The following is a 24,986-nucleotide window of genomic DNA, read 5'->3' as shown; positions in this document are numbered from 1 at the left end:
TACGCCACATCGGCGCCGGTGAGTGCATGGACTGGCAGCGCCCACAGCCCCACGAGCACAAGAGTTGTGAACATCACGGCGCTGCGCAACCGAGCGCCCAGTGTGTGGCCGCGGAGGAAGCTATCGAGGTGCCGCATGACAAGGCTCCCCTACAGCGCCACTCTCAGCACCCTCGAGAACAGATACGGGTCGCTCGCTGTCGTGCCGATCGCGTAGGTGACGAAAACCGTTGTCCCCGCGCTCTCGCTCACCCACCCGGCAGGAATATTGAAAGTATTCGCCAGCCCCGGGACGACTGCCTGAAGTTCTGTATCGCGCACCACCCGCCCTTCCCAGCGCACCCGGGCCGTTTGCCCGACGACTTGCGTACCGTACAGAACAGTGACTTGCGTGCGACCGGCATTAATCGTCGGCATGGGCAGTGGCGTCCCCTGAACTCGCAGGTTCAGTACATCTGAGATTTCGATGGGACTGGTTCCGCGCTTGACGCTGAACGTGACCGCCACTGCGCTGCCAATGGCATCGAGCACTTCGCGGCGCGGCACCCGTAACGCCACGCGCGCGGGAATCGTGACCGTCCAGATTGACGTGTCGTAGACGGACGAAGGACCTCGCCACCGACCGCCAACCGTTTGCCCGGCGGCCATACCATCGTATTGGGGGACTTCGATGTGCACGAACTCGCGATTGTAAAAATCGTCGACCAGCAGTTGATCGCCGTTGCCGCCGGTGGCTTCGAGTATGCCGGGCTTGAGGTTTACGATGGATTCGATTTCCATGACACGCTCCTGAAGGATCACGCTCGTATCAGGCCACGCGCACCACCGGCGCAACAACTGTCAACGTTGACAGGCACGCGCCTGTCGACCAACAAAAAAACCGCCTGCCCCATGACAGGACAGGCGGTTTTTACGTCGTCGACGCCGCAGCGTCGTCAGACGAGATACAGCGTTTTACGCAACCCAGCGACGTGCGTTGCGGAACATGCGCATCCACGGGCTATCTTCGCCCCATTGCGCCGGTGCCCAGCTCATCTGCACGGTGCGGAACACACGCTCCGGGTGCGGCATCATGACCGTGAAGCGGCCGTCGGCCGTCGTCACCGACGTGAGGCCGCGCGGCGAACCGTTCGGATTGAACGGGTACTGCTCGGTCGGCTGTCCACGGTGATCGACAAAGCGCATCGCGGCGATCGCCTGATCGATGTTGCCCTGCTGACCGAAGTTGGCGAAGCCTTCGCCGTGCGCGATCACGATCGGCAGTTGCGAGCCGGCCATGTCCTTGAAGAACAACGACGGCGAATCGAGCACTTCGACCTGCGTCAGACGGGCTTCGTACTTCGACTGGTTGTACGTGAACTTCGGCCACGCGCCCGCGCCCGGAATCAGGTTCGACAGGTTGCTCATCATCTGGCAACCGTTGCACACGCCCAGCGCGAACGTGTCGGCACGGTTGAAGAAGCCCGCAAACTGCTCGGCCAGCGCCGGGTTGAACAGAATCGTCTTCGCCCAGCCTTCACCCGCACCCAGCGTATCGCCGTACGAGAAACCACCACAGGCGATAAAGCCCTTGAAGTCTTCCAGTGCCTGACGGCCTGCCAGCAGGTCGCTCATGTGCACGTCGTACGCTTCGAAGCCGGCCTTGTCGAGGACATAAGCCATTTCCAGATGCGAGTTCACGCCCTGCTCGCGCAGCACGGCAACCTTCGGACGCGCGCCAGTCGCGATGAACGGCGCGGCAATATCTTCGTTCGCATCGAACGTAAGCTTCGGCGACAAACCCGGATCGCTCGTGTCGTTCAGCGCTTCATACTCGGCATCGGCAGCCGCCGGGTTGTCGCGCAGTCGCGCAATACGCCAGCTCACTTCCGACCACAAGCGTTGCAGTTCGGCACGCGGCGCACCGAACACCTTCTTCGCATCGCGATAAATTTCGATGACGTCGTTCGGATTCGGCTTGCCGATCACGTTCGTGCAGGCCGACAGACCGGCTTCGCGCAGCGCTTGCAGCACGGCGTCGCGATCGCTCGCACGCACCTGAATTACACCGCCAAGCTCTTCGGAGAACAGCGCACGCAGCGTCTTGTCTTCGCGACGGCCAACGGTCTGCTTCGCCCAATCCTTGGCATCGCCGTAATCCGACTCGAAGCCCTCGTCCAGCGTGAGCATGTCGACGTTGAGCGAAACGCCCACGTGGCCCGCAAACGCCATCTCGGCCACCGTGGCGAAAAGGCCGCCGTCCGAACGATCGTGGTAAGCGAGCAGCTTGCCGTCGGCATTGAGCTTCTGAATAGCATCGAAGAAGCGCTTGAGGTCGGCCGGATCGTCGAGGTCCGGCGTGACGTCGCCGATCTGCTGCGTCACCTGCGCGAGAATACTGCCGCCCAGACGATTCTTGTTGTGGCCCAGATCGATGGCAATCAGCACGGTCTCACCGGCTTCTGCGACCGAACGCAGTTGCGGGGTGAGGTGGCTGCGCACGTCTTCGACCGGCGCAAACGCCGACACGATGAGCGACACCGGGGACACCACGTCCTTGTTGCGGCCGCTGTCTTCCCACTTGGTACGCATCGACAACGAATCCTTGCCGACCGGAATCGAGAGGCCCAGCGCCGGGCACAGTTCCATGCCCACGGCCTTGACCGTATCGAACAGTGCGGCGTCTTCGCCCTCGGTACCGCATGCCGCCATCCAGTTGGCCGACAGCTTGATCTGGTCGAGCGACTTGATCGGTGCGGCCGCGATATTGGTGATCGCTTCGCCCACGGCCATGCGGCCCGAGGCCGGCGCGTCGATCACGGCGAGCGGCGTACGCTCGCCCATGGTCATCGCTTCGCCGCGGAAACCGGCGTAATCCATCAACGAAATCGCGCAGTCGGCCACCGGCACCTGCCACGGACCGACCATCTGGTCGCGTGCGGTCAGGCCGCCCACGGTACGGTCGCCAATGGTGATCAGGAACGACTTGCTCGCCACCGTCGGGTGACGCAGCACGGCACGGGCGACTTCATCGAGCGACAGGCCGGTCACGTCGACCGGCGGGAATTCCGACTTCACGCGCGTGACATCGCGGTGCATGCGCGGCGGCTTGCCGAGCAGCACGTCCATCGGCATATCGACCGGGTCCGGCGATTCCGGATGCATCGGGTCGACCAGCTTCAGTTGACGTTCTTCGGTCGAAACACCGACCACGGCCACCGGGCAACGCTCGCGCTGGCAAACGGCCTGAAATGCCGGGAAGCTGTCCGGGGCAATGGCCAGCACGTAGCGCTCTTGCGCTTCGTTGCTCCAGATTTCGGCGGGCGACATGCCCGACTCTTCCAACTGCACCTGACGCAGATCGAACAGCGCGCCCTTGCCTGCACCGTCCACCAGTTCCGGGAATGCGTTCGAGATGCCGCCCGCGCCCACGTCGTGAATCGACAGGATCGGGTTGGCCTCGCCCTGGCGCCAGCACCAGTTGATGACTTCCTGCGCGCGACGCTCGATTTCGGGGTTACCACGTTGCACCGAGTCGAAGTCGAGTTCGGCCGTGTTGGTGCCGGTCGCCATCGAGCTGGCAGCGCCACCGCCCATCCCGATACGCATGCCCGGGCCGCCGATCTGAATCAGCAGCGTGCCGGCCGGCAGATCGTTCTTGTGGGTGTGTTGGGCCGCAATGTTGCCCATACCGCCGGCAATCATGATCGGCTTGTGATAGCCGCGCACGCGGCCAGCCACGTTTTGCTCGTAGGCGCGGAAGTAGCCGCCGATGTTCGGACGGCCGAATTCGTTATTGAACGCAGCGCCGCCGAGCGGGCCGTCGATCATGATTTGCAGCGGCGAAGCGATGCGGTCCGGGCGGCCATAGTCGGTGCCGGTGTCATCGGGCTTGCGCAGCGACGGCGGCACGGCGACGTCGCGGTCGTTTTCCCACGGCTCACGCGCGTCCGGCAGCGCCAGATTCGACACGGTGAAACCGGTCAGGCCCGACTTCGGCGTCGATCCACGGCCCGTAGCGCCTTCGTCGCGAATCTCGCCGCCCGCGCCGGTCGATGCGCCCGGGAACGGCGAAATGGCCGTCGGGTGGTTGTGCGTCTCGACCTTCATCAGCGTGTGCGTCAACTCGACGCTGCGGCCGTACTTGGCGTCAGCGCCACGCGGATACCAGCGCTCGACCTCGGCACCTTCCATCACCGAGGCGTTGTCCGAATACGCGACCACCGTCCCTTGCGGGTGCAGTTGGTGCGTGTTCTTGATCATCTGGAACAGCGACTTGTCCTGCGCTTCGCCGTCGATGGTCCACTGCGCATTGAAAATCTTGTGACGGCAGTGCTCGCTGTTGGCCTGCGCGAACATCATCAACTCGACGTCGGTCGGGTTGCGCTTCAGGGCGACGAAGGCTTCGACCAGATAGTCGATTTCGTCTTCGGCGAGCGCCAGACCCAGATCGCGGTTAGCGGCTTCGAGGGCGCTGCGGCCTACGCCGATCACGTCGATCGTCTGCAACGGCTTGGCCGGCAGTTCGACGAAGAGCACTTCGGCGTCTTTGCGGGTGGCGACCACGGTTTCGGTCATGCGGTCGTGCAGCACGTCGGCCACGCGCGCCAGGACATCGGCGGGCAGCGACTTCTTGCCGCCCAGCAGGCCCGACTTCACGCCGACGGTGTACTCGACGGCGCGCTCGATACGGCGCACATCGGCAATACCGCAGTTGTGGGCAATGTCGGTGGCCTTGCTCGCCCACGGCGAGATCGTGCCCAGACGCGGAATCACCAGCAGTTGATCGCCAACCGGCTCTTCACGTACCGGTTCACCGTAGGTCAGCAGGCCGGCAACACGGGCCACGTCGTCGCTCGATAGCGGCGCGGCGCTGGCCACCAGATGCACGTAGCGCGCGTCAATACGCACGATCGAGCTGTCGATGGCTTGCAGGGTCTGCAGAAGACGTTGCTGGCGGAATTCGGAGAGCGCCAAGGCGCCGGCGAAGCAGGCAATGTGAGTCATGGAAGGACGGAAGGCGAGGCGTTCAAAACGCGGGGGAACGACAAACCGGGATTATACCCTGCTTACCCGGGGTTATACCCGAGTGCGAAACGTCTTCGCGCCCCGCCGCGGCCGCTCTCTGGTAACCTATGCCCCCCGTGACGAACACGCGCTGCCCAAGATTTATGGCACGCGGTCGGTTCAGTCAGGAGACACAGAACTACACTAACAAGCGAGCGTACGGGCGTTCGCCACACACCAGACGGTTGGGAATGAAGGTCATCGTTATCGGCGGCGGGGTCATCGGCACTTGCACCGCCTACTATCTGGCCGCCGCGGGGCATACGGTTACGCTCGTCGAGCGTAACAGCACAGTCGCGCAGGAAAGCAGCTTCGGCAACGCCGGCGTCATTGCGCCCGGCTACGTGACGCCGTGGGCCGCACCCGGCATGCCGCGCAAGCTGCTCGGCTACATGTTCAGTGCAGCGAGCCCCCTCATCTTCCGTCCCGGCCTGTCGCGCGGTACGTGGCGCTGGGCGTCGCGCTGGTTGCGCGAATGCAAGCTCGAGCGCTATCGCGCCAATCGCGAGCGTATGCAACGCATTGCGTTCTACAGCCAACGCTGCCTGCACGAACTGCGCGAGCAGCATCTCTTCGAATACGAGCAGACGCAGGGGTACCTGCAACTGTTCCGTTCCGAGCGCGAAATCAAGATGAACGAGCCGGCGCGCGCCATGCTCGCCGAGAACGAGGTGCCGCACCGCCTGCTCACGCCGGACGAGTGCCGCAAGCTCGAACCGTCGATTTCGACCGATGCGCCGCTGGCCGGCGGCCTGCATCTGCCGCGCGACGAAACCGGCAACTGCCCCCTCTTCACCAAGCGCCTCGCTCAGATCGCCCGCGATATGGGCGTGACGCTCGCCACCGAAACGACAGTGCTGGCCGTGCGTCCGAATCTCGGGCGTGCCGGGGTGACCGTCGAGACGGCCAGCACCGCGCAGCCGTTGCAAATCACCTCGATGGAAGCCGACGCGGTGGTCATTGCCGCCGGCGTGGCAAGCACCGAGCTGCTGAAGCCGCTCGGCATCGATCTGCCGCTGTGGCCAATCAAAGGCTACTCGCTCACCGTGCCCGTGAAGAACGAAATGTTCAGCCCGCGCATCGCCGTGATGGACGAGTCCTACAAGACGGCCATCACCCCGCAGGGCAACCGGTTGCGCATCGCAGGCACCGCCGAACTGGGCGACACCCAGTTGGTGCTGCGCGAGCGGGCGATCGCCACACTCTACAAAGTGGCGACAGACTGGTTCCCGGGCGCCGGCAAGTACCGAGAGGCCCGTGCCTGGGTCGGTGCGCGTCCGATGCTGCCCGATGGTCCGCCGCTGCTTGGTGCAACGCACCTGCCCGGCATCTACCTCAATCTCGGCCATGGCTCGACCGGCTGGGCGATGGCTTGCGGCTCCGGCCGCGTGCTGGCCGACGTGATCTCCGGCCAAACGCCTGACATCGACCTCAACGGTCTTACGCTCGCACGCTATTCCCACTAGCCCGGCTGGCCCCGCCAGCCTGGTTAGCCCCATCGTTTGGCCGATCTTCCTGATGGCGCGCACACCGACGAGGGTGCGCGCCGTCAGCGAACACCGACAGCACATCGGGGAATCCGCTGGCAGGCGCTCCGCTGCATTCACGGCATAATCGTCGAATTGCGGCCTGATTTGCCTGTTCCGACCGTTCCACCAAACGATCCGTCACCACGCGCGACGCTCGCAACGTTTGCGCAGAACGCCGGAACACGGTCAATACCATCGACGCCGCCACGGATTTCCGGGAGTTATGCCTGTCATGACCGATCACTTGCGTGTCGATGCTGCCGCTGCCCCCGCGAGCCCGAGTCCGCTCGCGAGGCCGGCTCGACCGCCTCAGCCATCCGACATCATCGACGGCGCGCTTGCCGACACGCCGCTTCCCCTGTACTTGCCCGCCGATTTGCGCGAGATCGAACGCGCAAGCGCCGCACACTTGGCCCCGCACACGCTGATGGCGCGCGCGGGCGCCGTCGTGGCCGACTGGTTGTATGGACAATTACCGGCACTCGCGACAGCCGGGCGTCAGCCCGTGCTGTTGCTTGCAGGCCCCGGAAACAACGGCGGCGATGCCTATGTCGCGGCACACGAACTGCATCGTCGCGGCGTGCTGGTCGACGTCTGGCAGCTCACGCCGCCCGTCGCCGATGACGCGAAATGGGCGCATGCCAACGCTGTTGCCGCTGGCGTGCCCGTGCGCCCTGCGCCCGACGTATGGCCGCAGCCTTCGGCCTATGCCTGGATCGTCGACGGATTGTTTGGCATCGGCTTGTCGCGCCCGCTCGATGGCCCGGCGGGCCGCCTCGTCGAGAATATTGCCTACGCGCATGCCCAGGGCACGCCCGTCCTCGCGATCGACATCCCCAGCGGCCTTGGCGCGGCGACCGGCGTAGCGAGTGGCCCTGTCATCCGCGCCAACGTCACGATCGCCATGCTGGGCGCTTGCCCGGGGCTTCTGACCGGCGAAGGACGTGACATCGCCGGCCGCGTGCTGGTAGCCACTCTGGGCGCCAATGGCGCATTGGATGCGGCGGCGGCCTCCTCCGCGCTGACAACCAACACGCCGGCCGCGTTTCTCGCGGACCTGCCACAACGTCATCACGCCACGCACAAAGGCAGCTACGGTTCGCTCGCCGTGCTGGGCGGCCATGACGGCATGATCGGCGCGCCGCTGCTTAGCGCACGCGCGGCATTGATGAACGGTGCCGGGCGAGTCTACGTCGGTTTCGTCGCGCACGATGCTCCGGCGTGGGACCCGGTTCACCCCGAACTGATGCTGCGCCACGCAGAAGGTATCGATCTTGCGGCCATGCAGGCCGTCACCATCGGCCCCGGGCTAGGCACTTCGGCCGCATCGGCGGCGTGCCTGTCGCGCGTGCTGGCGTTGGAACACACTCCGCTCGTGCTCGACGCCGACGCCCTCAACCTGCTCGCGGCAGAACCGGTGCTCGCCGAGCGCGTGCGCAGCCGTACCGGCCCCACCGTGCTCACGCCACACCCACTTGAGGCTGCCCGGCTGGCCGGTTGCGATGTGCAGCGCATTCAGTCGGACCGACTCACGTCGGCCCGCACGCTCGCCCGATACTTCGGGGCCACAGTGGTGCTCAAGGGGTCGGGCAGCATCATCGACAACGGCACGCATGGCTGGGTCAACACCACCGGGAATGCGGGGCTCGCGACGGCAGGCACGGGCGACGTGCTGACCGGCATGATCGGCGCGATGCTGGCACAACGTATGCCCGCCGTCACAGCGGCGCTGGCCGGCGTCTGGCTTCACGGACGTGCCGCCGAACGGTGCGTCAATGAGGGCATCGGCCCCGCAGGATTGACCGCATCTGAACTTTTGCCGGCCATGCGCGCCGAACTGGCAGACGCGCTCAGGCGAGCGCCGTCATGACAGTGGCAGGGTCGAGCGATCGATCAAGCACATCAACGACCGCCACTGCCCCCGCCAATCGACCCGCAAACCAGCGCAGGAACCGGTTTTCGGCGTAAATTCACGGAGACTCCCGTTATACTTCGTCCTACCGAAAAGAACATATTGCACATGTCGTCGAAGCCGTCCTTTCGTCTGGATCAAACTCCCGCCTGGCGCACCCTGCTCGAACATCGTGACGAGATCGCCAGCCAGCATATGCGCGACTGGTTCGCGGGTGCCGGTGCGAACTCGCGCGTCGAACAATTCTCGCTGCGTGCCGCTGGCCTGTACCTCGACTATTCGAAAAACCGCGTTACCGAAAAGACGCGCACCCTGCTCGCCCATCTCGCCCGTGAATGCGACGTGCCCGGCAAGCGCGATGCGATGTGGGCCGGCGAACACGTCAACGTCACCGAAGACCGCGCCGCCCTGCACATCGCCCTGCGCGCGCCGAAGGGCGTCACGTTTCGCGACACCACGGGCGACGTCAGCACCGGCGTGCACGCCACGCTCGCGCGCATGCGCAAGTTCAGCGACGAGGTACGCGACGGCCGCTGGCTGGGCGCCACAGGCAAGCGCATCCGCCATCTGATCAACATCGGCATCGGCGGCTCGGATCTCGGGCCGCGCATGGTGTGCGACGCCCTCGCCGCCTATGGGCGTGCCAACTTGTCGGCACACTTCATCGCGAACATCGATCCGACAGAACTCGCACGCACGCTGCCCGCGCTCGATCCGGAAACCACGCTCGTCGTCGTCTGCTCGAAGACGTTCACCACGCTCGAGACGATGACCAACGCCCGCACCATTCGCGCGTGGTTCATCGAGCATGGCATTCCGGAAGCTGACCTTGGCAAGCATTTCGTCGCCGTCTCGACGAACGTCGAAGAAGCGACGCGCTTCGGCATCGGACGGGAGAATGTTTTTGAATTCGGCGAATGGGTGGGCGGACGGTATTCGCTATGGTCGTCCGTCGGGCTGATCATCATGCTGTACCTCGGCGCGCAGCATTTCGACGAAATGCTGGCCGGCGCGCATGCCATGGACGAGCACTTCCGCACGGCGCCGCTCGAAGCCAATATGCCGGTGCTGCTCGCGCTGCTGGGCATCTGGTATCGCAACTTCTTCGACGCGCAAACGCTGTCGATTGCCCCGTACACCGATGCCCTCCAGAAGCTGCCGCCCTATTTGCAGCAGCTCGACATGGAGAGCAACGGCAAGTCGGTGCAGATCGACGGTGCCCCCGTCGAATGGCAGACCGCACCGATCATCTGGGGCGAACCCGGCACGAACGGCCAGCATGCTTATTTCCAGATGCTGCACCAAGGCACAACACTCGTGCCGGTGGATTTCATCGCCGTGCTTCAGCCGCAGTATTCGCAGCCGGTCTACCTCGATCATCATCGCAAGCTGCTCGCCAACTGCTTTGCGCAGAGCGAAGCTTTGCTGCAAGGCGGATCGATGGCGACGCCGGAACAGGCCGGTGGCCCGCTGGGTGCCCAACGACGTTTTGAAGGCAACCGGCCGAGCAACACGCTGGTGATCGACAAGCTCTCGCCGGAGCGTCTGGGCGCATTGATCGCGCTTTATGAACACAAGGTGTTCGTGCAAGCCGCGATCTGGAACATCAACCCGTTCGATCAATGGGGCGTCGAGTTGGGCAAGACGCTCTGCCGCGCCATCGAGCCCGAGCTGGTCGATCCGTCGACGCTCACGCCTGACGCGCACGACGCCTCGACGGCATCGCTGATTCGCTTGGCCGGTGAGGCGTTGAAGCCCAAGCGCTGATCGTGATTTGCTGCCACCTGCCAGTGTTTGCTGGCCGGTGCGCAAGCAGCAGCGGCGCGAGCCCGTCGAGGGCATCGCGCCGCTTGCCCCTCAGAGATATCGCCTATCAGGCCTATCAGGCCTGCCAGACGTATCAGGCAGCCACACCGTCGACCAGACGGCCGCCAGCGAGTTGCACCGTGGCATCGCAGCGCTCGGCAATCGCCAGATCATGGGTGACGAGCACGAGCGTTGCACCGCTTGCCTCGTTAAGCGAGAACATCAGATCGATGACACGCTCGCCCGTTGCCGTGTCGAGACTGCCGGTCGGTTCATCGGCGAACAGCACGACCGGCTGCGTGACAAACGCCCGGGCAAGCGCCACGCGCTGCTGCTCGCCGCCGGAAAGCTGCTTCGGATAATGTGTGAGGCGCGAGCCCAAGCCGACCTGTCCGAGCAACTCGATCGCACGATTGCGCACTTCCCGTGTCTCACCCAGAAGTTCGAGCGGCAGCATCACGTTCTCGAGCGCCGTCAGGTGCGGCATTAATTGGAATGACTGGAAGACAAAGCCGATCGCACCGCGTCGCAGGGCTGCGCGCCCCTCTTCATCGAGCTCGCCAAGCGACTTGCCGAGGAGCGTGACGCTACCGTCGGTCGCCGTATCGAGCCCGGCCATCAGGCCCAGCAACGTCGATTTGCCCGAGCCCGAGGCCCCGACTATCGCCACGCTCTGGCCTTTTGCGACGGAAAAATCGATATCCTGCAAAATGACGAGCTCACCGGTGGCGTCGCGCAACCGTTTGCCCAGACCCCGCACTTCAATTACGTTTTCGGAAAACGACATGGCAAGAAGACAGTTCTTGAAATTGGCCGCCTCAGCCCTCGTGGGCTGCTGCATCCTGACAGGGACCGCGGCGCACGCGGCAAGTTCTGGCGCGCCGACAATTCTGGTCGTGGGCGACAGCCTGTCCGCCGAGTACGGCATCGCTCGCGGCGCAGGCTGGGTGAACCTCATGCAACAAAAAGTTGCGCAAAGCGGTTTCGATTATAACGTTGTCAACGCCAGTATCAGTGGCGATACCACAAGCGGTGGGCGGGCACGTCTGGCGCCGTTGCTCGACCGCTATCATCCCGCCATCACGATTCTGGAGCTCGGCGGTAACGATGCCTTACGCGGCATTTCACTGGACCTCACGCGCGCCAATCTACGCGAAATGATCGAGTCGTCACGCAAGGCAGGCAGCCGGGTGATCGTCGTCGGCATGCGCATTCCGCCGAACTACGGCACCGAGTATGGCGAGCAGTTCTTCTCGATGTTTGCCACGCTCGCCAAGCAGGAAAAGACGGGCTACGTGCCGTTCCTGCTCGATGGTGTGATTGAGCATCCCGACTGGTTCCAGCAAGACCAGATCCACCCGCTCGCCAAGGCACATCCGCAAATTCTGCAAAATGTCTGGCCGACCGTGGCGCCCCTGCTCAAACCTGCCGGCAAAGCACCGCCGCGCGCTGCGAGCGGGCGCGGGGTGAAACCGGGGGCGTAACCTATTGACCTATCGCGGACACTCACCGCCAAGTGAGTACGTCCAGTTGGGAGCACCATAAAAAAAGCGCGGCCATCGAGCCGCGCTTTTTTCTTGCTACCCGGCCTGCGCCGGTTGTCATGCGTTGGATTCGTGGAATCCGCTGAATCAGGTACCCGACTTGGTCACGTCATTGACGACCTTGACCTTCGAACGAGCCCGCAGATCGCCAACCCACGCATTCCACTCAGCTTGTGCTGCCAACTGGTTGAGCTGCTGCGTTTCCGCGGCTAGACGCTGCGGATCTTGCACAGCAGGTTGCGTGACCTTGCTGATGCGGAACACCGCGTAGCCCTGACCATCGCCCAGATCGACACCCACGTAAGCCGGCAGCTTCGCCGTATCGGCACCGAAGATTGCCGTCAGGGCGTTCGGCGGGAGCTTGCCCGGGTTGTCACGCGAAATCGTCTGCATGGCACCGAACGCGGCGTCGCCGCCCTTCTTCAGCGCATCGAGCTTGGCCTCACCGGCCTTCTTCGCTTCCTGCGCCGCCATGTCCGCCACCAACTGCTGCTTGACCTGCGCTTCCACCTGCGTGAGCGGCGGCGTCGCGGCCGGGTGATAAGTCACCACGTGTGCCGACACCAGCACGCCCTGGCCCACGTCCACGGCTTCAGTGTTGCGCTTGTTCTTGAGCGATTCATCCGCAAACACGGCCTTCAGCAGCTTCTCGTTGCCGATCGGGCTCTGGGCTTGCGCCGGGTTTGCCGTGCGCGTGACCTGCGCCGTCTGCACCTTGATGTTCAGCTTGTCGGCGACCGGTTGCAGGCTGTCAGGTTGTTCGTACACAGCGTTGGTGAACTGGTCGGCGAGCTTTGCATACGCCTTGGCGGATTCTTGCTGGCGATACTGATCGGCCAGTTGTGCCTTCACGTCTTCAAACGGCTTGGTCGTTGCCGGCTTGATGCCCGTCAGCTTGATGATGTGATAACCGAAGTCGCTCTTCACCACGTCGCTCACGTCACCTTCGCTCTTGAGTGCGAACGCGGCATCGGCGAACGGCTTGACCATCGCGTCACGCGTGAAGAAGCCCAGATCGCCGCCGTTGGCCTTCGAGCCCGGATCTTCCGAGTTCTGGCTCGCCAGCTTGGCAAAGTCGTTCGGGTTCTTCTTCAGTTGCGCGAGCAGGTCGTCGGCCTTGGCCTTCGCTTTCGCATGATCGGCAGGCGAAGCGTCCGCCGGCGATGCAATCAGAATGTGCGAGGCACGACGCTCTTCCGGCGTCGTGTACTGCTTCAGATTGTCGTTGTACATCTTGCGCAGCACGTCGTCGCTAGGCGCTGACAGTGCCGATGCCGGCATGGCCTTCGGGTCGAGCACGACGTACTGGATCTCGGCTGACTCGGGCGTCTGGAACGCTGCCTTGTGGGCATCGTAATAGGCCTGCACCTGCGCTTGCGTCGGCGTGACCTTGCCCGCGAAGTCCGACACCGGGAACGTCAGTACAGAGACATCACGCTGTTGTGCGCGCAGCTGCGCGAAACGATCGATCACGGCCTTGGGGAGCATGGCGCTCGCCTGCACGCTGGCCGGCAGTTGGTTCGAAGCGAGTTCGTAGCGAATCTGCGCTTCGAGACGCTGCGGCGTGAGGTTCTGTGCCGCGAGCAGTTGTTCGTAAGCCGCTTCGTCGATCGAGCCATCCGCGCGGCGCAATTGCGCAATCGCCGGAATCGCGAGCAGCGCTTCGCGCACTTGCGCGTCGGGCACCGACAGGTTCTTCTTGAGCGTTTCCTGCGTGAGCAGCTTTTGCTGGATCAGGTTGTCCAGCACGGCACTACGCATTTCAGGCGTGTTGATCTGACTGGCATCGACGGCGCCCCCGAACATCTGCTGCATGCGCTCGGTTTGTGCGCGCAGCACACTGTCGTACTCCTGGCGCGTCACGGTCTGATCGCCGACCTTGGCGATCGTGCCTGCGTCCGACGTGTACTCCTGCAAGCCGTGAACGCCAAACACCACAAACGACGGCACGATCAACACCGTCAGGAAAATGAGAACCAATCGTTGGTGGCGCCGAATGAAGTCGAACATACGAAATCGGAAGAGTCGTCAGGAAGCGTCTTTGGGACGTCCATATGGCAAAAAAGGCGAACCGAAGTTCGCCTTTTCACAATTTGGCGGAGCGGACGGGGCTCGAACCCGCGACCCCCGGCGTGACAGGCCGGTATTCTAACCAACTGAACTACCGCTCCCCAAGATCTGGAACTGGTGGGTGCTGAGGGGCTCGAACCCCCGACCTACGCCTTGTAAGGGCGCCGCTCTACCAACTGAGCTAAGCACCCGTTCCCGATTCTAGTTTTGTTCTTACTGCTGCTTCCTGCCTAGGCAGGAAAGTCGATCAGTTTACTGTATCTTTCAGATTTTTGCCAGGGCGAAATTTCGGAACCTTCGCTGCCTTGATCTTGATCGCTGCGCCAGTGCGCGGATTGCGCCCCGTGCGTCCTGCGCGCTTCGTCACGTGGAAGGTACCGAAGCCCACCAACGTCACATCGTCACCCTTCTTCAACGCTTTCTTTACTGCACCCACAAAAGCATCGAGTGCACGACCGGCAGCGGCTTTCGAAATGTCTGCCTCACCCGCGATATGATCGATCAGTTCCGTCTTATTCACTGTAACCCCCTTGCAAGGATAGTAGGCGATTGAGCCGCGGAGGCGCTCTTAACGCGCCTTGACATTGATCTGCGAAGGTCCGCTGGCTTTGCCATTAGACAAGCCGCAAACCCTGATGTCAAGCCGTTTTGCGCTGTTTTGGCGGCTTAGGAAGCACTCCTGAGTCATCACTTCCGGACGCTATTTTCGACCACTTTGCGTGAATAAAAAAAGCCCGGGGAAAACCCCGAGCTTTTTGCAGACTTTCGGCTCAGTGAACGACATCGAAATCGATGATCGCCGTTCGCCTTACCTCGTCACATGCTGACGTCAGTGCTTGATGACTTCCTGCTTGCCGCTGCCATCCGCATTCGGCGTCACCGGTGCAGCCTTCGGCTCTTCCTCAGGCAGCGGTGCCGGCGCATGTTCCAGCGCCAACTCCAGCACTCTGTCGATCCAGCGCACCGGCATGATCTCCAGCGCGTTCTTGACCGTATCGGGAATCTCAGCGAGATCCTTCACGTTCTCTTCCGGAATCAACACGAGCTTGATGCCGCCACGATGCGCTGCGAGCAGCTTTTCCTTGAGACCACCGATCGGCAGCACTTCACCGCGCAGCGTAATCTCACCGGTCATCGCCACATCTGCACGCACCGGAATACCGGTGAGCACCGAGACGAGCGCCGTGGTCATCGCGATACCGGCGGACGGACCGTCCTTCGGCGTCGCCCCTTCGGGCACGTGAATGTGAATGTCCTTCTTCTCGAACTGCTCATCGGACACACCCAGACGACGCGAGCGCGAACGCACCACCGAACGTGCAGCTTCGACCGACTCCTTCATCACGTCGCCGAGCGAGCCGGTGCGGATGATGTTGCCCTTGCCCGGCATCACCGCGGCTTCGATGGTCAGCAAATCGCCGCCCACTTCCGTCCACGCAAGACCCGTGACCTGGCCGATCTGGTTTTCCTTCATCGCCAGACCGAAGTCGAACTTGCGAACGCCGAGGAAGTTGTCGAGGTTACCTGCGTCAACCTTGATCGACGTACCGTCGACCTTCTTGAGCAGCAACATCTTCACGACCTTACGGCAGATCTTCGAGATCTCGCGTTCCAGCGAACGCACACCCGCTTCACGCGTGTAGTAGCGAATGATGTCGCGAATCGCGGCTTCGGTCAGATCGATCTCGCCTTCCTTCAACCCGTTGTTCTTCTTCTGCTTCGGCAGCAGATAACGCTGGGCGATGTTGACCTTCTCGTCTTCCGTGTAACCCGACAGGCGAATCACTTCCATACGATCGAGCAGCGGTGCCGGAATGTTCAGCGAGTTCGACGTCGCCACAAACATCACGTCCGACAGATCGAAGTCGACTTCGACGTAGTGGTCCGAGAACGTGTGGTTCTGTTCCGGATCCAGCACTTCGAGCAGCGCCGAACTCGGATCGCCACGGAAGTCCATGCCCATCTTGTCCACTTCGTCGAGCAGGAACAGCGGATTGCGCACAGCCACCTTCGACAGGCTTTGCAGAATCTTGCCCGGCATCGAACCGATGTACGTCCGGCGGTGACCGCGAATCTCGGCCTCGTCGCGCACGCCACCCAATGCCATGCGCACGAACTTGCGGTTCGTTGCACGAGCGATCGACTGACCAAGCGACGTCTTACCAACACCGGGGGGCCCAACCAGGCACAGGATCGGCGCCTTCACCTTGTCAACGCGCTGTTGCACAGCAAGATACTCAAGGATGCGTTCCTTGACCTTCTCGAGACCGAAGTGGTCTTCGTCGAGCACCTTCTCGGCGTTCGTCAGGTCATTGTTCACCTTGCTCTTCTTGCGCCACGGCAGACCGACCAGCGTGTCGATGTAGTTGCGCACGACGGTCGCTTCTGCCGACATCGGCGACATCAGCTTGAGCTTCTTGAGTTCAGCGTCGGCCTTCTTCTTGGCTTCCTTGGGCAGATGAGCGCCCTTGATGCGCTTCTCGAGTTCTTCGAGATCCGCACCTTCCTCGCCTTCGCCCAGTTCCTTCTGAATGGCCTTGACCTGTTCGTTCAGGTAGTACTCGCGCTGGCTCTTCTCCATCTGACGCTTCACACGGCCGCGGATACGCTTCTCCACCTGGAGAATGTCGATCTCGCTTTCGAGTTGCGCCAGCAGATGTTCGAGGCGCTCGATGACCGGGAACATCTCGAGAATCTTCTGCTTCTGCTCGAGCTTGAGCGGCAGGTGCGCAGCGATGGTGTCAGCCAGCCGACCCGCTTCGTCAATGCCCGACAGCGAGGTCAGGATCTCCGGCGGAATCTTCTTGTTGAGCTTCACGTACTGATCGAACTGCGCCACGATGGCGCGACGCAGCGCCTCGGATTCCGGCGAGTTGCCGTCATCCGGTTCGAGCGGCATGACTTCAGACGTGAATTGCGTCTCTTCTTCGTCCACGCTGATGGTGCGTGCACGCTGAATGCCTTCGACCAGCACCTTGACGGTGCCATCGGGCAGTTTGAGCATTTGAAGGATGTTCGCGACGCAGCCGATCTCATAGAGATCTTTGGCCGTGGGCTCATCCTTGGCGGCCGCTTTCTGGGCGACCAGCATAATGTGCTTGCCGCCTTCCATGGCGGTTTCAAGCGCTTTAATCGACTTCGGACGCCCCACGAAGAGGGGAATCACCATGTGCGGAAACACGACCACGTCGCGCAGAGGCAACAGGGGCAGTTGAATCGCTTCGGGCGGGAGGATTTGGGTGCCTGACATCTCGTTCCCCATAATTAACGATACCGTTGTGTTCCAGCTAATTGAGGCCGCCGACAGGAATTACAAGGGGGTAAAACAACCCTTCTGCCGGTAAGGTGCACCACTCGGGGTTTCATTGCCCGTGGCACTAGTATGAAGGAAAAAAAGCCGTCCATGTTTCCATGAACGGCTTTGGGTATCACTGAGTTGACCGTTCAATTAGAGCCGGCAACCTTGGGCGACTCCTGGTAGATCAAGAGCGGTTTGCCGTCGCCACTGATCGCGTTATCGTCCAGAATCACCTTGGTCACCCCTTTGAGTGACGGCAATTCGTACATCACTTCAAGCAGTGCCTGTTCGATGATCGAACGCAGGCCACGCGCGCCGGTCTTGCGCTTGATGGCCTTGCGGGCCACCGCATGCAGCGCTGCCGGGCGAATTTCCAGCTCGACGCCTTCCATCGCGAACAGGCGCTGATATTGCTTGAGCAGTGCGTTTTTCGGCTCGATCAGGATCGTCACCAGCGCGTCCTCGTCAAGCTTACCCAACGTGGCAACCACCGGCAGACGACCGATCAGTTCCGGAATCAGGCCGAATTTGATCAGATCTTCCGGCTCGGTTTCGAGCAGCAGTTCACCGGCATCACGCTCTTCGCCCGTTTTGACAGTCGCACCAAAGCCGATACCCGTCTTCTCGGTGCGGTTCATGATGATCTTCTCGAGACCGTCAAAAGCGCCGCCGCAGATGAACAGGATGTTCGTGGTGTCGACCTGGATGAAGTCCTGGTTCGGGTGCTTGCGCCCGCCTTGCGGCGGCACCGAAGCCATCGTGCCTTCGACGAGCTTCAGCAGCGCTTGCTGAACACCTTCGCCCGACACGTCGCGCGTGATCGAGGGGTTGTCCGACTTGCGGCTGATCTTGTCGATTTCGTCAATATAAACAATGCCCTTCTGCGCCTGCTCGATCTCGTAATTGCAGTTCTGCAGGAGCTTCTGGATGATGTTTTCGACGTCTTCACCGACGTAACCGGCTTCGGTCAGCGTCGTGGCATCGGCAATCACGAAGGGCACGTTGAGCAGACGGGCGAGCGTTTGCGCGAGCAGCGTCTTACCCGAGCCGGTCGGCCCGATCAGCAGGATGTTGCTCTTGGAGAGCTCAACCTCGTCGCGCTTGTCGCCGATGTGCTTTAACCGTTTGTAATGGTTGTAGACCGCGACCGCCAGAATCTTCTTGGCGCGATCCTGACCGATCACATACTGATCGAGGCTTTCGCGAATCTCCTGCGGCGAAGGCAAATCCGACTTGCCGCCACTGCCGCTCTCGTCTTCGGCCGCAGCGGCCTCGTCGCGAATGATCTCATTGCACAGATCAATGCACTCGTCGCAGATGAACACGGACGGACCTGCGATGAGCTTCTTGACCTCATGCTGACTCTTTCCGCAGAAGGAGCAGTAGAGTAGCTTTTCGCCGTTGGAAGTGCTTTTTTTATCCACCATATCTGTGTCAGCCTGCTAGCAATTTGCGCCCCGGTCGTCCCCCGATGGGGGCGGCAAACGCGGCATAGTGAATTCCATTGTAACGCCATGCCGCGCGGGCGTGTGGCCCACCCGCGACAGCGACAATTTTCCTTTTACGACAAAGACTTGGCGCGAACATCCGGACTTTCATGTCGAAAAACCCGATGGCGCGCCAATTTTGCCGTCAGGCGCCCGGGCCGGGTACCGGCCCAGGGACGCCTCAGGGACGCTTTTCCAGCACGCGATCGATGAGCCCGTACTCGACAGCATCCGCCGCCGACTTGAAGTTATCGCGATCGGTATCGCGCGCGATGACTTCGAGCGACTGGCCGGTGTTCTCGGCGAGCAGCTTGTTGAGGCGCTCCTTGAGCAGCAGGATTTCGCGTGCGTGGATTTCGATGTCCGACGCCTGACCACGTGCACCGCCCAACGGCTGGTGAATCATGATCCGGGCGTTCGGCAGCGCGAAACGCTTGCCCTTCTCGCCCGCGGCCAGCAGAAACGCGCCCATGCTGGCAGCCATGCCCATGCACAGCGTCGAGACGGCCGGTTTGACGAACTGCATCGTGTCGTACATTGCCAGGCCGGCCGAAACCGAACCACCCGGCGAGTTGATGTACATCGAGATTTCCTTGTCCGGATTTTCGCTCTCGAGGAACAGCAACTGGGCGACAACGAGGTTGGCGGTCTGGTCGTTGACCTCGCCCACCATGAAAATAATGCGCTCCTTCAGGAGTCGCGAGTAGATATCGTATGCGCGTTCGCCACGACCACTTTGCTCGACGACCATCGGCACCAGACCAAGGGCCTGCGATTCGAGAGCGGAGTTGTGCGTCGGGGAAGCGAGTTGGGCGAGCAATTCGGAACGGGTAATCATGACGGTTCGACCCTTCTATCGAGATGGTTTTGCGCGCCGCAGGGAGGAGGCCCGAAAAGGCCGGTTGGAAACACTGCTGCGGCCTTGCGGCCGCAGCAGGTCAAACGCGATGTATCGAGGTCGATCAGTTTTGCGTGTTGCCAGCCAGCTCTTCGAAGCTGACTTGCTTGTCCGTCACCTTCGCTTTGCTCAGGACGAACTCAACAACGTTGTTCTCGACGACGAAACCTTCCATCTCCGCCATGCGCTGCTGATCGCCATAGTACCAGCGGACGACTTCTTGCGGGTCTTCGTAGCTCTTTGCGAACTCTTCGACTTCGGCCTTGATTTGTTCCGGCTTGGCTTGCAGGTCGTTTTGCTTGACCAGTTCAGCCAGAATCAGGCCCAGCTTGACGCGGCGCTCGGCTTGTTCCTTGAACATTTCAGCCGGGATCGGCACGTTGCCGGCGTTCGGCACGCCACGTTGCGCCAGATCCTGACGGGCCATCGCCACCAGACGTTCTTGATCTTGTTCGACCAGTGCGTTCGGCACGTCGAGTTCCGAGACCGAGATCAGTGCATTCATCACTTGATCTTTGAGGAGCGCCTGCGTGCGACGCTTCACTTCGCGCGACAGGTTTTCCTTGATGTCGGCGCGCATCTTCTCGATGCTGCCGTCGGCGATGCCGAGCGACTTGGCGAACTCGGTGTCGACTTCCGGCAGGTGTGCCCACTCAACCTTCTTGAGCGTCACGGTAAACGTTGCCGTCTTGCCGGCGACTTCCTTGCCGTGGTACTCGTCCGGGAACTTGAGCTCGAACTCCTTCGACTCGCCAACCTTCAGACCCAGCGTTGCCTTTTCGAACTCCGGCAGCATGCGGCCTTCGCCGAGCACGAACACGAAGTCTTCAGCCGAACCGCCAGCGAACACTTCGCCGTCGATCTTGCCGACGAAGTCGACCGTCACGCGGTCGCCTTCCTTGGCTTCCACCGTGCCGCCGTCGCCGTGAGCACCGGCTTCGCCGCGCACGTGGTAGTGCACGCGTTGCTTGCGCAGAATGTCGATCGTGCGATCGATTTCGGCTTCCGAGACGTCGGTCGTCGTGCGGTTGACTTCGGCCGTGGCCAGGTCACCGATCTTCACTTCCGGGTAGATTTCGAACGTGGCGTCGAATGCGTATTCGGTGTCGGCACCGTCAGCCTTCGGCGCGAAACGCGGCTGGCCAGCGACGCGCAGGTCTTGCGCCTTGCTGACTTCGAAGAATTGCTGACCGACCTTGTCGCTGACGACTTCGGCTTCGACCTGACCACCGTATTGCTGGGTGACCATCTTCAGGGGCACCTTACCCGGGCGGAAACCCGGCATGCGCACCGTCTTCGACAGCTTCTGAATGCGAGCTGCAACTTCTTTCTCGACTTCCTGCTTGGGCAGGGCGATGGTAAAGCGACGCTCGAGCTTGCCGAGGTTTTCAACAGAGATAGTCATGAGGATATTCATCCATCCAGAGGGTCGTTCTGTGTTGCGGCGAGGGAAATGCCGCAAGCGGACCCAGTCAGTTAATCAACCTTGGGCCGGAACCGGCAATGACTTGCCGGCTTCCCTCCGCCCCCGACGAATCGGGGTAGCGCCAAATGGTCTTGCACGTAAAGCGGGACATTTTAGCAAACTATTGCCACGCCTCCAGACTTTCGGCCCGAAATCGGAGAAATCGGGCAAACCCGCCTATCCCACCCCCGATTCAGTGCCCCAAATGCGCTTCTGCGTACGCCAGCACGCCTGTCCACGGCCCAGGACTGAGCATTAGAGGGCGACGTCCAGAAAAAGATCTTGGGAGATGGACATTCCCCGCCTACGATTCAATCGAACGTTTGAATGAAACGAAAGTTCATCTATATGACGTGACGCTGTGTCGCGTCCCAATGGAGGTTCGTCGTGAGCCCTCGCCCGTCGGCCGGCCGACAAGCCGGTGATACCAAACTGCGCATCCTCGATGCCGCAGAAGACCTTTTCATCGAATACGGCTACGAAGCCATGTCCTTGCGCCAGATCACATCGCGCGCCGAGGTCAATCTGGCCGCCGTGAACTATCACTTCGGCAGCAAGGAAACGCTGCTACAGGCCATGTTGTCGCGCCGGCTCGACCGGCTCAACGACGAGCGTCTTGCCCTGCTCACGCGTGCCGAGTCTGCGTGGCCCGCGCCCAAGCTCACCTGTGAGCACGTGCTGGGGGCCATGTTCATTCCCGCGTTGGCCATTTCTCATCATCGCGACATCGGCGGCCCAGCGTTCCTGCGCCTGCTCGGGCGCGTCTACGCCGACCCTTCGCCGTTCATTCGCGACTATCTGCAACAGCACTACGCGCCGGTCTTCGAGCGTTTCTTCGAGGCTTTCGCACGTGCTCTGCCGGAACTGCCGCGTCAGGAATTGGGCTGGCGTCTGCATTTCGCGTTACAGGCACTTTCCGGCGTGCTCGCCAGCAGCGACACCACACGCCTGATTGACACGTTCGCCCAAGGCCAACCGATGGGCGATCTGCAAGTGGTGGCCCGTCTGACCGCACTGATGGTTGCCGCGCTCAAAGCGCCGATGCCGGGCGAAGAGCAACTGGCGAGCTTCGCCGCCGTCTTCGCGCTCGCGAAGGATGCCGACGTCACCCCGCCCCGGGAAGCCGGTCACATCGAACCGGGTGGATCCGGGGACGATGCGTCGAACGCACGGCCGGGTAGCGGTAGCGGAAGCGGTAGCGGCACCGGCCAGACCCAGAACGAAAACGACATGGCGCACCAATAACGCGCCAGATGGTCTGACAAGAAGCCGTCGCCGGCGCGCCACACACCGCGCGCCGTCAGACGGCTCAACGATGACAGCCCCCGCGCTAGCGCGCCCGCTCAGGCGGGCCCATTTCCGCAGGAAGGCCGTACCGAAAGGGAGGAAGACATGATGGTCCTATGGATTCTCGCGTTTATCGCCGGAGTGAGCGCCCTGCTCCTCTATCGTGCGCATGCTTGGCAGTGGCTGATCGCCACTGTCGTCTGGGTTGGCGCAGGTGCCGCCGCCGAACTGACCGGCCCAGCCGCCACCGTCATTCTGGCCATCATGTTCATCTTGCCGTCGCTCGTACTGAGCGTCGGACCGTTGCGCCGTGCATGGGTCACCGCCCCCATGCTCGCCAAATTCCGCACCATCATGCCGGAAATGTCGGATACCGAAAAAGATGCCATCGAAGCCGGCAGCGTCTGGTGGGATGCCGACTTGTTCTCGGGGCGTCCCGACTGGCAGAAATTCTCGGCGTTCCCTGCCCCAAAGCTCTCGACGGAAGAACAGGCGTTCATGGACGATCAGGTCGAGCATCTGTGCGATCTGTCCAACGACTGGGAGAGCACGCAAGTCTGGCAAGACCTGCCGCCCAAAGCATGGCAATACGCCAAGGAAGCGGGCTTTCTCGGCATGATCATTCCCAAGCGCTACGGGGGCCTCGAATTCTCCGCGTTTGCGCACTCACAAGTCGTGATGAAACTGGCATCGCGCTGCTCGGCGGCGGCCGTCTCGGTCATGGTGCCCAACTCGCTCGGCCCGGCGGAACTGCTGCTCCACTATGGCACCGAAGCGCAGAAGAACTACTACCTCCCGCGTCTGGCGAAGGGTGACGAGATCCCCTGCTTTGCCCTCACGAGCCCCTATGCCGGTTCGGACGCCGCTGCCATCCCCGACGTCGGCATCGTCTGCCGCGGCACCTTCGAAGGCCGCGAAACGCTCGGCTTTCGCGTGACGTGGAACAAGCGCTACATCACGCTCGGACCGATTGCCACGGTGCTCGGCCTCGCCTTCCGCGCGCTCGACCCCGACCACCTGCTCAGCAGCGATGACGAGCCCGGCATCACCTGCGCACTGATTCCGACGAATCATCCGGGCGTGGTCATCGGGCGCCGTCACTGGCCGCTCAACGCGGTATTCCAGAACGGCCCGAATTCCGGCAAGGACGTGTTCATTCCGCTCGACTGGGTCATCGGTGGTCAACCGCAGGTCGGCAAGGGCTGGCGCATGCTCATGGAGTGTCTTGCGGCCGGTCGCGCCATCTCGCTGCCGTCGTCCAATGTCGGCTATTCGAAGATTGCCGTGCGCGCCACGGGCGCTTACGCGGCCGTGCGTCGCCAGTTCCGCACGCCCATCGGCAAGTTCGAAGGCGTGCAGGAAGCCCTCGCACGCATGGCCGGCAATCTCTATGCAATGGACGCCGCACGCCGCATGGCCGCGCTGGCGGTCGACCTTGGCGAGAAGCCGTCCGTCATCTCGGCCATTGCGAAGTACCACGTGACCGAGCGCGCGCGCAAAGTCGTCAACGACGGCATGGACGTCGTCGCGGGCAAAGGCATCTGCATGGGTCCGAACAACTTCCTGGCCCGCGCCTATCAGCAGATTCCGGTGTCGATCACCGTCGAGGGCGCCAACATCATGACGCGCTGCCTGATGATCTTCGGCCAGGGTGCAATTCGCTGCCATCCGTATGTGCTGAAGGAACTGGCCGCCGCGCAGACGGAAGACCACACCACTGCCGTGCGCGCATTCGACGACGCCCTGTTCGGGCACCTCACGTTCGTCACCAGCAACATCGTGCGCGGCGCCTTGCAGGGCATCACACAGGCGCGCTTCTCGGCCGTGCCATCGGCCGCCGCACCGGAACTGCACGCCTACTACCGGGGCGCGAACCGCATGTCCACACTGCTGGCGATTGCATCGGACGTCTCGATGGCCGTGCTGGGCGGCTCGCTCAAGCGCCGCGAGAGCATCACGGGCCGTCTGGGCGACATCCTCTCGCAGTTGTTCCTGCTTACCGCCACGCTCAAGCGTTTCGAGGACGAAGGACGTCCCGAGGCCGACCTGCCGCTCGTGCACTGGGCCGCGCAGGACGCGCTCTGGCAAGCCCGCGAAGCCTTCGAAGGCGTGCTGGCAAACTACCCGTCGCGACCTGTCGCGTGGTGGATGCGCTGGAAGCTCACCCCGCTCGGCCTGCCGTATGCCAAACCTTCCGACGCGCTCGCCGCCAAGGTGGCCGAGTTGATGCAAACGCCGGGCGATGCTCGCGAGCGCCTGATTGCGGGCAGCTACTCGCCGCGTCCCGAGATCGATGAACTGGCCTATGGCGAGATCGTTTTCAAGATGACGCCGCAAGTCACCGTCATCGAACAACGCCTGCGCACCGCCGTGAAGGAAGGCCGCTTGCCGACGATGCCGCAGAGCCTGCCCGAATTCTCCGAATGGGTGGAGAACGCCGCCCGGCTGCAACTCATCACCGCGCAAGAGCAACGCACGCTCGCGCAATACGCGGACTATGCCGCGCGAGCAGTGGCGGTCGATGACTTCCCGGCAGACTTCGGCCGCGCTGCCGACGTGCGTCAGTCGAAACAGAATGATGATGCTGGCGAAGCGGTAACGCACGAGGCGACGACATAGTCGCCTGCGCGCTTGCAGGCTTGTGC

General features: G+C 62.3%; 15 protein-coding genes and 2 tRNA genes. 6 read left to right on the top strand and 11 right to left on the bottom strand.

The features are described from left to right. Nucleotides 1–149: 149 nt before the first annotated feature. Together AT302_RS10235 and purL are read right to left on the bottom strand one after the other, a co-directional pair. Nucleotides 150–779 carry a hypothetical protein gene (locus AT302_RS10235; RefSeq protein ID WP_058378350.1) on the bottom strand — a complete coding sequence of 210 codons (630 nt, stop codon included), beginning with the start codon at nt 777–779 and terminating at the stop codon, nt 150–152. Between the two features lie 174 nt (nt 780–953). Beyond that, complete coding sequence (purL, locus tag AT302_RS10230; RefSeq protein ID WP_058378349.1) at nt 954–4,985, bottom strand: phosphoribosylformylglycinamidine synthase; 4,032 nt, start codon at nt 4,983–4,985, stop codon at nt 954–956. A gap of 251 nt (nt 4,986–5,236) precedes the next feature. On the opposite strand from purL, the gene AT302_RS10225 reads away from it, so the two are divergent. The 3 genes from AT302_RS10225 to pgi all read left to right on the top strand — a co-directional run bounded on the left by AT302_RS10225 (nt 5,237) and on the right by pgi (nt 10,253). Then, nucleotides 5,237–6,511, top strand: a complete 1,275-nt coding sequence (locus tag AT302_RS10225) for a D-amino acid dehydrogenase (RefSeq protein ID WP_058378348.1) — start codon at nt 5,237–5,239, stop codon at nt 6,509–6,511. A 295-nt stretch (nt 6,512–6,806) separates the two neighbouring features. Beyond that, nucleotides 6,807–8,444, top strand: a complete 1,638-nt coding sequence (locus AT302_RS10220) for an NAD(P)H-hydrate dehydratase (RefSeq protein WP_084656144.1) — start codon at nt 6,807–6,809, stop codon at nt 8,442–8,444. A 150-nt stretch (nt 8,445–8,594) separates the two neighbouring features. Continuing rightward, a complete protein-coding gene (gene pgi, locus AT302_RS10215) occupies nt 8,595–10,253 on the top strand; it encodes a glucose-6-phosphate isomerase (RefSeq protein WP_058378347.1) in 1,659 nt (552 codons plus the stop codon). 133 nt (nt 10,254–10,386) lie between these two features. Here pgi and AT302_RS10210 read toward each other — a convergent pair whose 3' ends face one another. Further along, entirely contained in the window at nt 10,387–11,079 is a 693-nt protein-coding gene (locus AT302_RS10210; protein ID WP_058378346.1) for an ABC transporter ATP-binding protein, read from the bottom strand. On the opposite strand from AT302_RS10210, the gene AT302_RS10205 reads away from it, so the two are divergent. After that, a complete protein-coding gene (locus tag AT302_RS10205; protein WP_058378345.1) occupies nt 11,078–11,776 on the top strand; it encodes an arylesterase in 699 nt (232 codons plus the stop codon). The genes AT302_RS10210 and AT302_RS10205 overlap by 2 nt on opposite strands. Before the next feature lie 147 nt (nt 11,777–11,923). Here AT302_RS10205 and AT302_RS10200 read toward each other — a convergent pair whose 3' ends face one another. The 8 genes from AT302_RS10200 to tig all read right to left on the bottom strand — a co-directional run bounded on the left by AT302_RS10200 (nt 11,924) and on the right by tig (nt 20,994). Further along, on the bottom strand, nt 11,924–13,846 hold the full coding sequence (locus AT302_RS10200; RefSeq protein WP_058378344.1) for a SurA N-terminal domain-containing protein: 1,923 nt from the start codon (nt 13,844–13,846) through the stop codon (nt 11,924–11,926). An 84-nt stretch (nt 13,847–13,930) separates the two neighbouring features. Beyond that, nucleotides 13,931–14,007, bottom strand: a tRNA-Asp gene (locus AT302_RS10195). A gap of 14 nt (nt 14,008–14,021) precedes the next feature. Beyond that, nucleotides 14,022–14,097, bottom strand: a tRNA-Val gene (locus tag AT302_RS10190). Between the two features lie 56 nt (nt 14,098–14,153). Beyond that, nucleotides 14,154–14,426 carry an HU family DNA-binding protein gene (locus AT302_RS10185; protein WP_058378343.1) on the bottom strand — a complete coding sequence of 91 codons (273 nt, stop codon included), beginning with the start codon at nt 14,424–14,426 and terminating at the stop codon, nt 14,154–14,156. A 309-nt stretch (nt 14,427–14,735) separates the two neighbouring features. Further along, nucleotides 14,736–17,156 (bottom strand): endopeptidase La, encoded by a 2,421-nt coding sequence (gene lon / locus AT302_RS10180; protein ID WP_058380233.1) that lies wholly within the window; start codon nt 17,154–17,156, stop codon nt 14,736–14,738. A 194-nt stretch (nt 17,157–17,350) separates the two neighbouring features. Then, complete coding sequence (clpX, locus tag AT302_RS10175; protein ID WP_058378342.1) at nt 17,351–18,631, bottom strand: ATP-dependent Clp protease ATP-binding subunit ClpX; 1,281 nt, start codon at nt 18,629–18,631, stop codon at nt 17,351–17,353. 241 nt (nt 18,632–18,872) lie between these two features. Next, nucleotides 18,873–19,526: an ATP-dependent Clp endopeptidase proteolytic subunit ClpP gene (gene clpP, locus AT302_RS10170; protein WP_170935944.1), complete on the bottom strand. Its 654-nt coding sequence runs from the start codon at nt 19,524–19,526 to the stop codon at nt 18,873–18,875. Between the two features lie 127 nt (nt 19,527–19,653). Next, complete coding sequence (tig, locus tag AT302_RS10165) at nt 19,654–20,994, bottom strand: trigger factor (protein WP_058378340.1); 1,341 nt, start codon at nt 20,992–20,994, stop codon at nt 19,654–19,656. 447 nt (nt 20,995–21,441) lie between these two features. Between tig and AT302_RS10160 the strand changes: the two genes are divergently transcribed. Both AT302_RS10160 and AT302_RS10155 read left to right on the top strand, forming a co-directional pair. After that, entirely contained in the window at nt 21,442–22,299 is an 858-nt protein-coding gene (locus AT302_RS10160; protein WP_237172110.1) for a TetR/AcrR family transcriptional regulator, read from the top strand. A 150-nt stretch (nt 22,300–22,449) separates the two neighbouring features. Beyond that, on the top strand, nt 22,450–24,960 hold the full coding sequence (locus AT302_RS10155) for an acyl-CoA dehydrogenase (protein WP_058378339.1): 2,511 nt from the start codon (nt 22,450–22,452) through the stop codon (nt 24,958–24,960). Nucleotides 24,961–24,986 lie beyond the last annotated feature (26 nt).

Source organism: Pandoraea norimbergensis, from assembly GCF_001465545.3.
GTDB classification, from domain to species: Bacteria; Pseudomonadota; Gammaproteobacteria; order Burkholderiales; family Burkholderiaceae; genus Pandoraea; species Pandoraea norimbergensis.
Note: the sequence above shows the minus strand (reverse complement) of the source record. Positions and strands in the feature narration are given on the sequence as shown.

What these genes read in the sequence shown, in the direction of transcription:
- AT302_RS10235 (WP_058378350.1), bottom strand. Translation starts at nt 779, where the DNA reads ATGGAAATCGAATCCATCGTAAACCTCAAGCCCGGCATACTCGAAGCC.
- purL (WP_058378349.1), bottom strand. Translation starts at nt 4,985, where the DNA reads ATGACTCACATTGCCTGCTTCGCCGGCGCCTTGGCGCTCTCCGAATTC.
- AT302_RS10225 (WP_058378348.1), top strand. Translation starts at nt 5,237, where the DNA reads ATGAAGGTCATCGTTATCGGCGGCGGGGTCATCGGCACTTGCACCGCC.
- AT302_RS10220 (WP_084656144.1), top strand. Translation starts at nt 6,807, where the DNA reads ATGACCGATCACTTGCGTGTCGATGCTGCCGCTGCCCCCGCGAGCCCG.
- pgi (WP_058378347.1), top strand. Translation starts at nt 8,595, where the DNA reads ATGTCGTCGAAGCCGTCCTTTCGTCTGGATCAAACTCCCGCCTGGCGC.
- AT302_RS10205 (WP_058378345.1), top strand. Translation starts at nt 11,078, where the DNA reads ATGGCAAGAAGACAGTTCTTGAAATTGGCCGCCTCAGCCCTCGTGGGC.
- AT302_RS10210 (WP_058378346.1), bottom strand. Translation starts at nt 11,079, where the DNA reads ATGTCGTTTTCCGAAAACGTAATTGAAGTGCGGGGTCTGGGCAAACGG.
- AT302_RS10200 (WP_058378344.1), bottom strand. Translation starts at nt 13,846, where the DNA reads ATGTTCGACTTCATTCGGCGCCACCAACGATTGGTTCTCATTTTCCTG.
- lon (WP_058380233.1), bottom strand. Translation starts at nt 17,156, where the DNA reads ATGTCAGGCACCCAAATCCTCCCGCCCGAAGCGATTCAACTGCCCCTG.
- clpX (WP_058378342.1), bottom strand. Translation starts at nt 18,631, where the DNA reads ATGGTGGATAAAAAAAGCACTTCCAACGGCGAAAAGCTACTCTACTGC.
- tig (WP_058378340.1), bottom strand. Translation starts at nt 20,994, where the DNA reads ATGACTATCTCTGTTGAAAACCTCGGCAAGCTCGAGCGTCGCTTTACC.
- AT302_RS10155 (WP_058378339.1), top strand. Translation starts at nt 22,450, where the DNA reads ATGGTCCTATGGATTCTCGCGTTTATCGCCGGAGTGAGCGCCCTGCTC.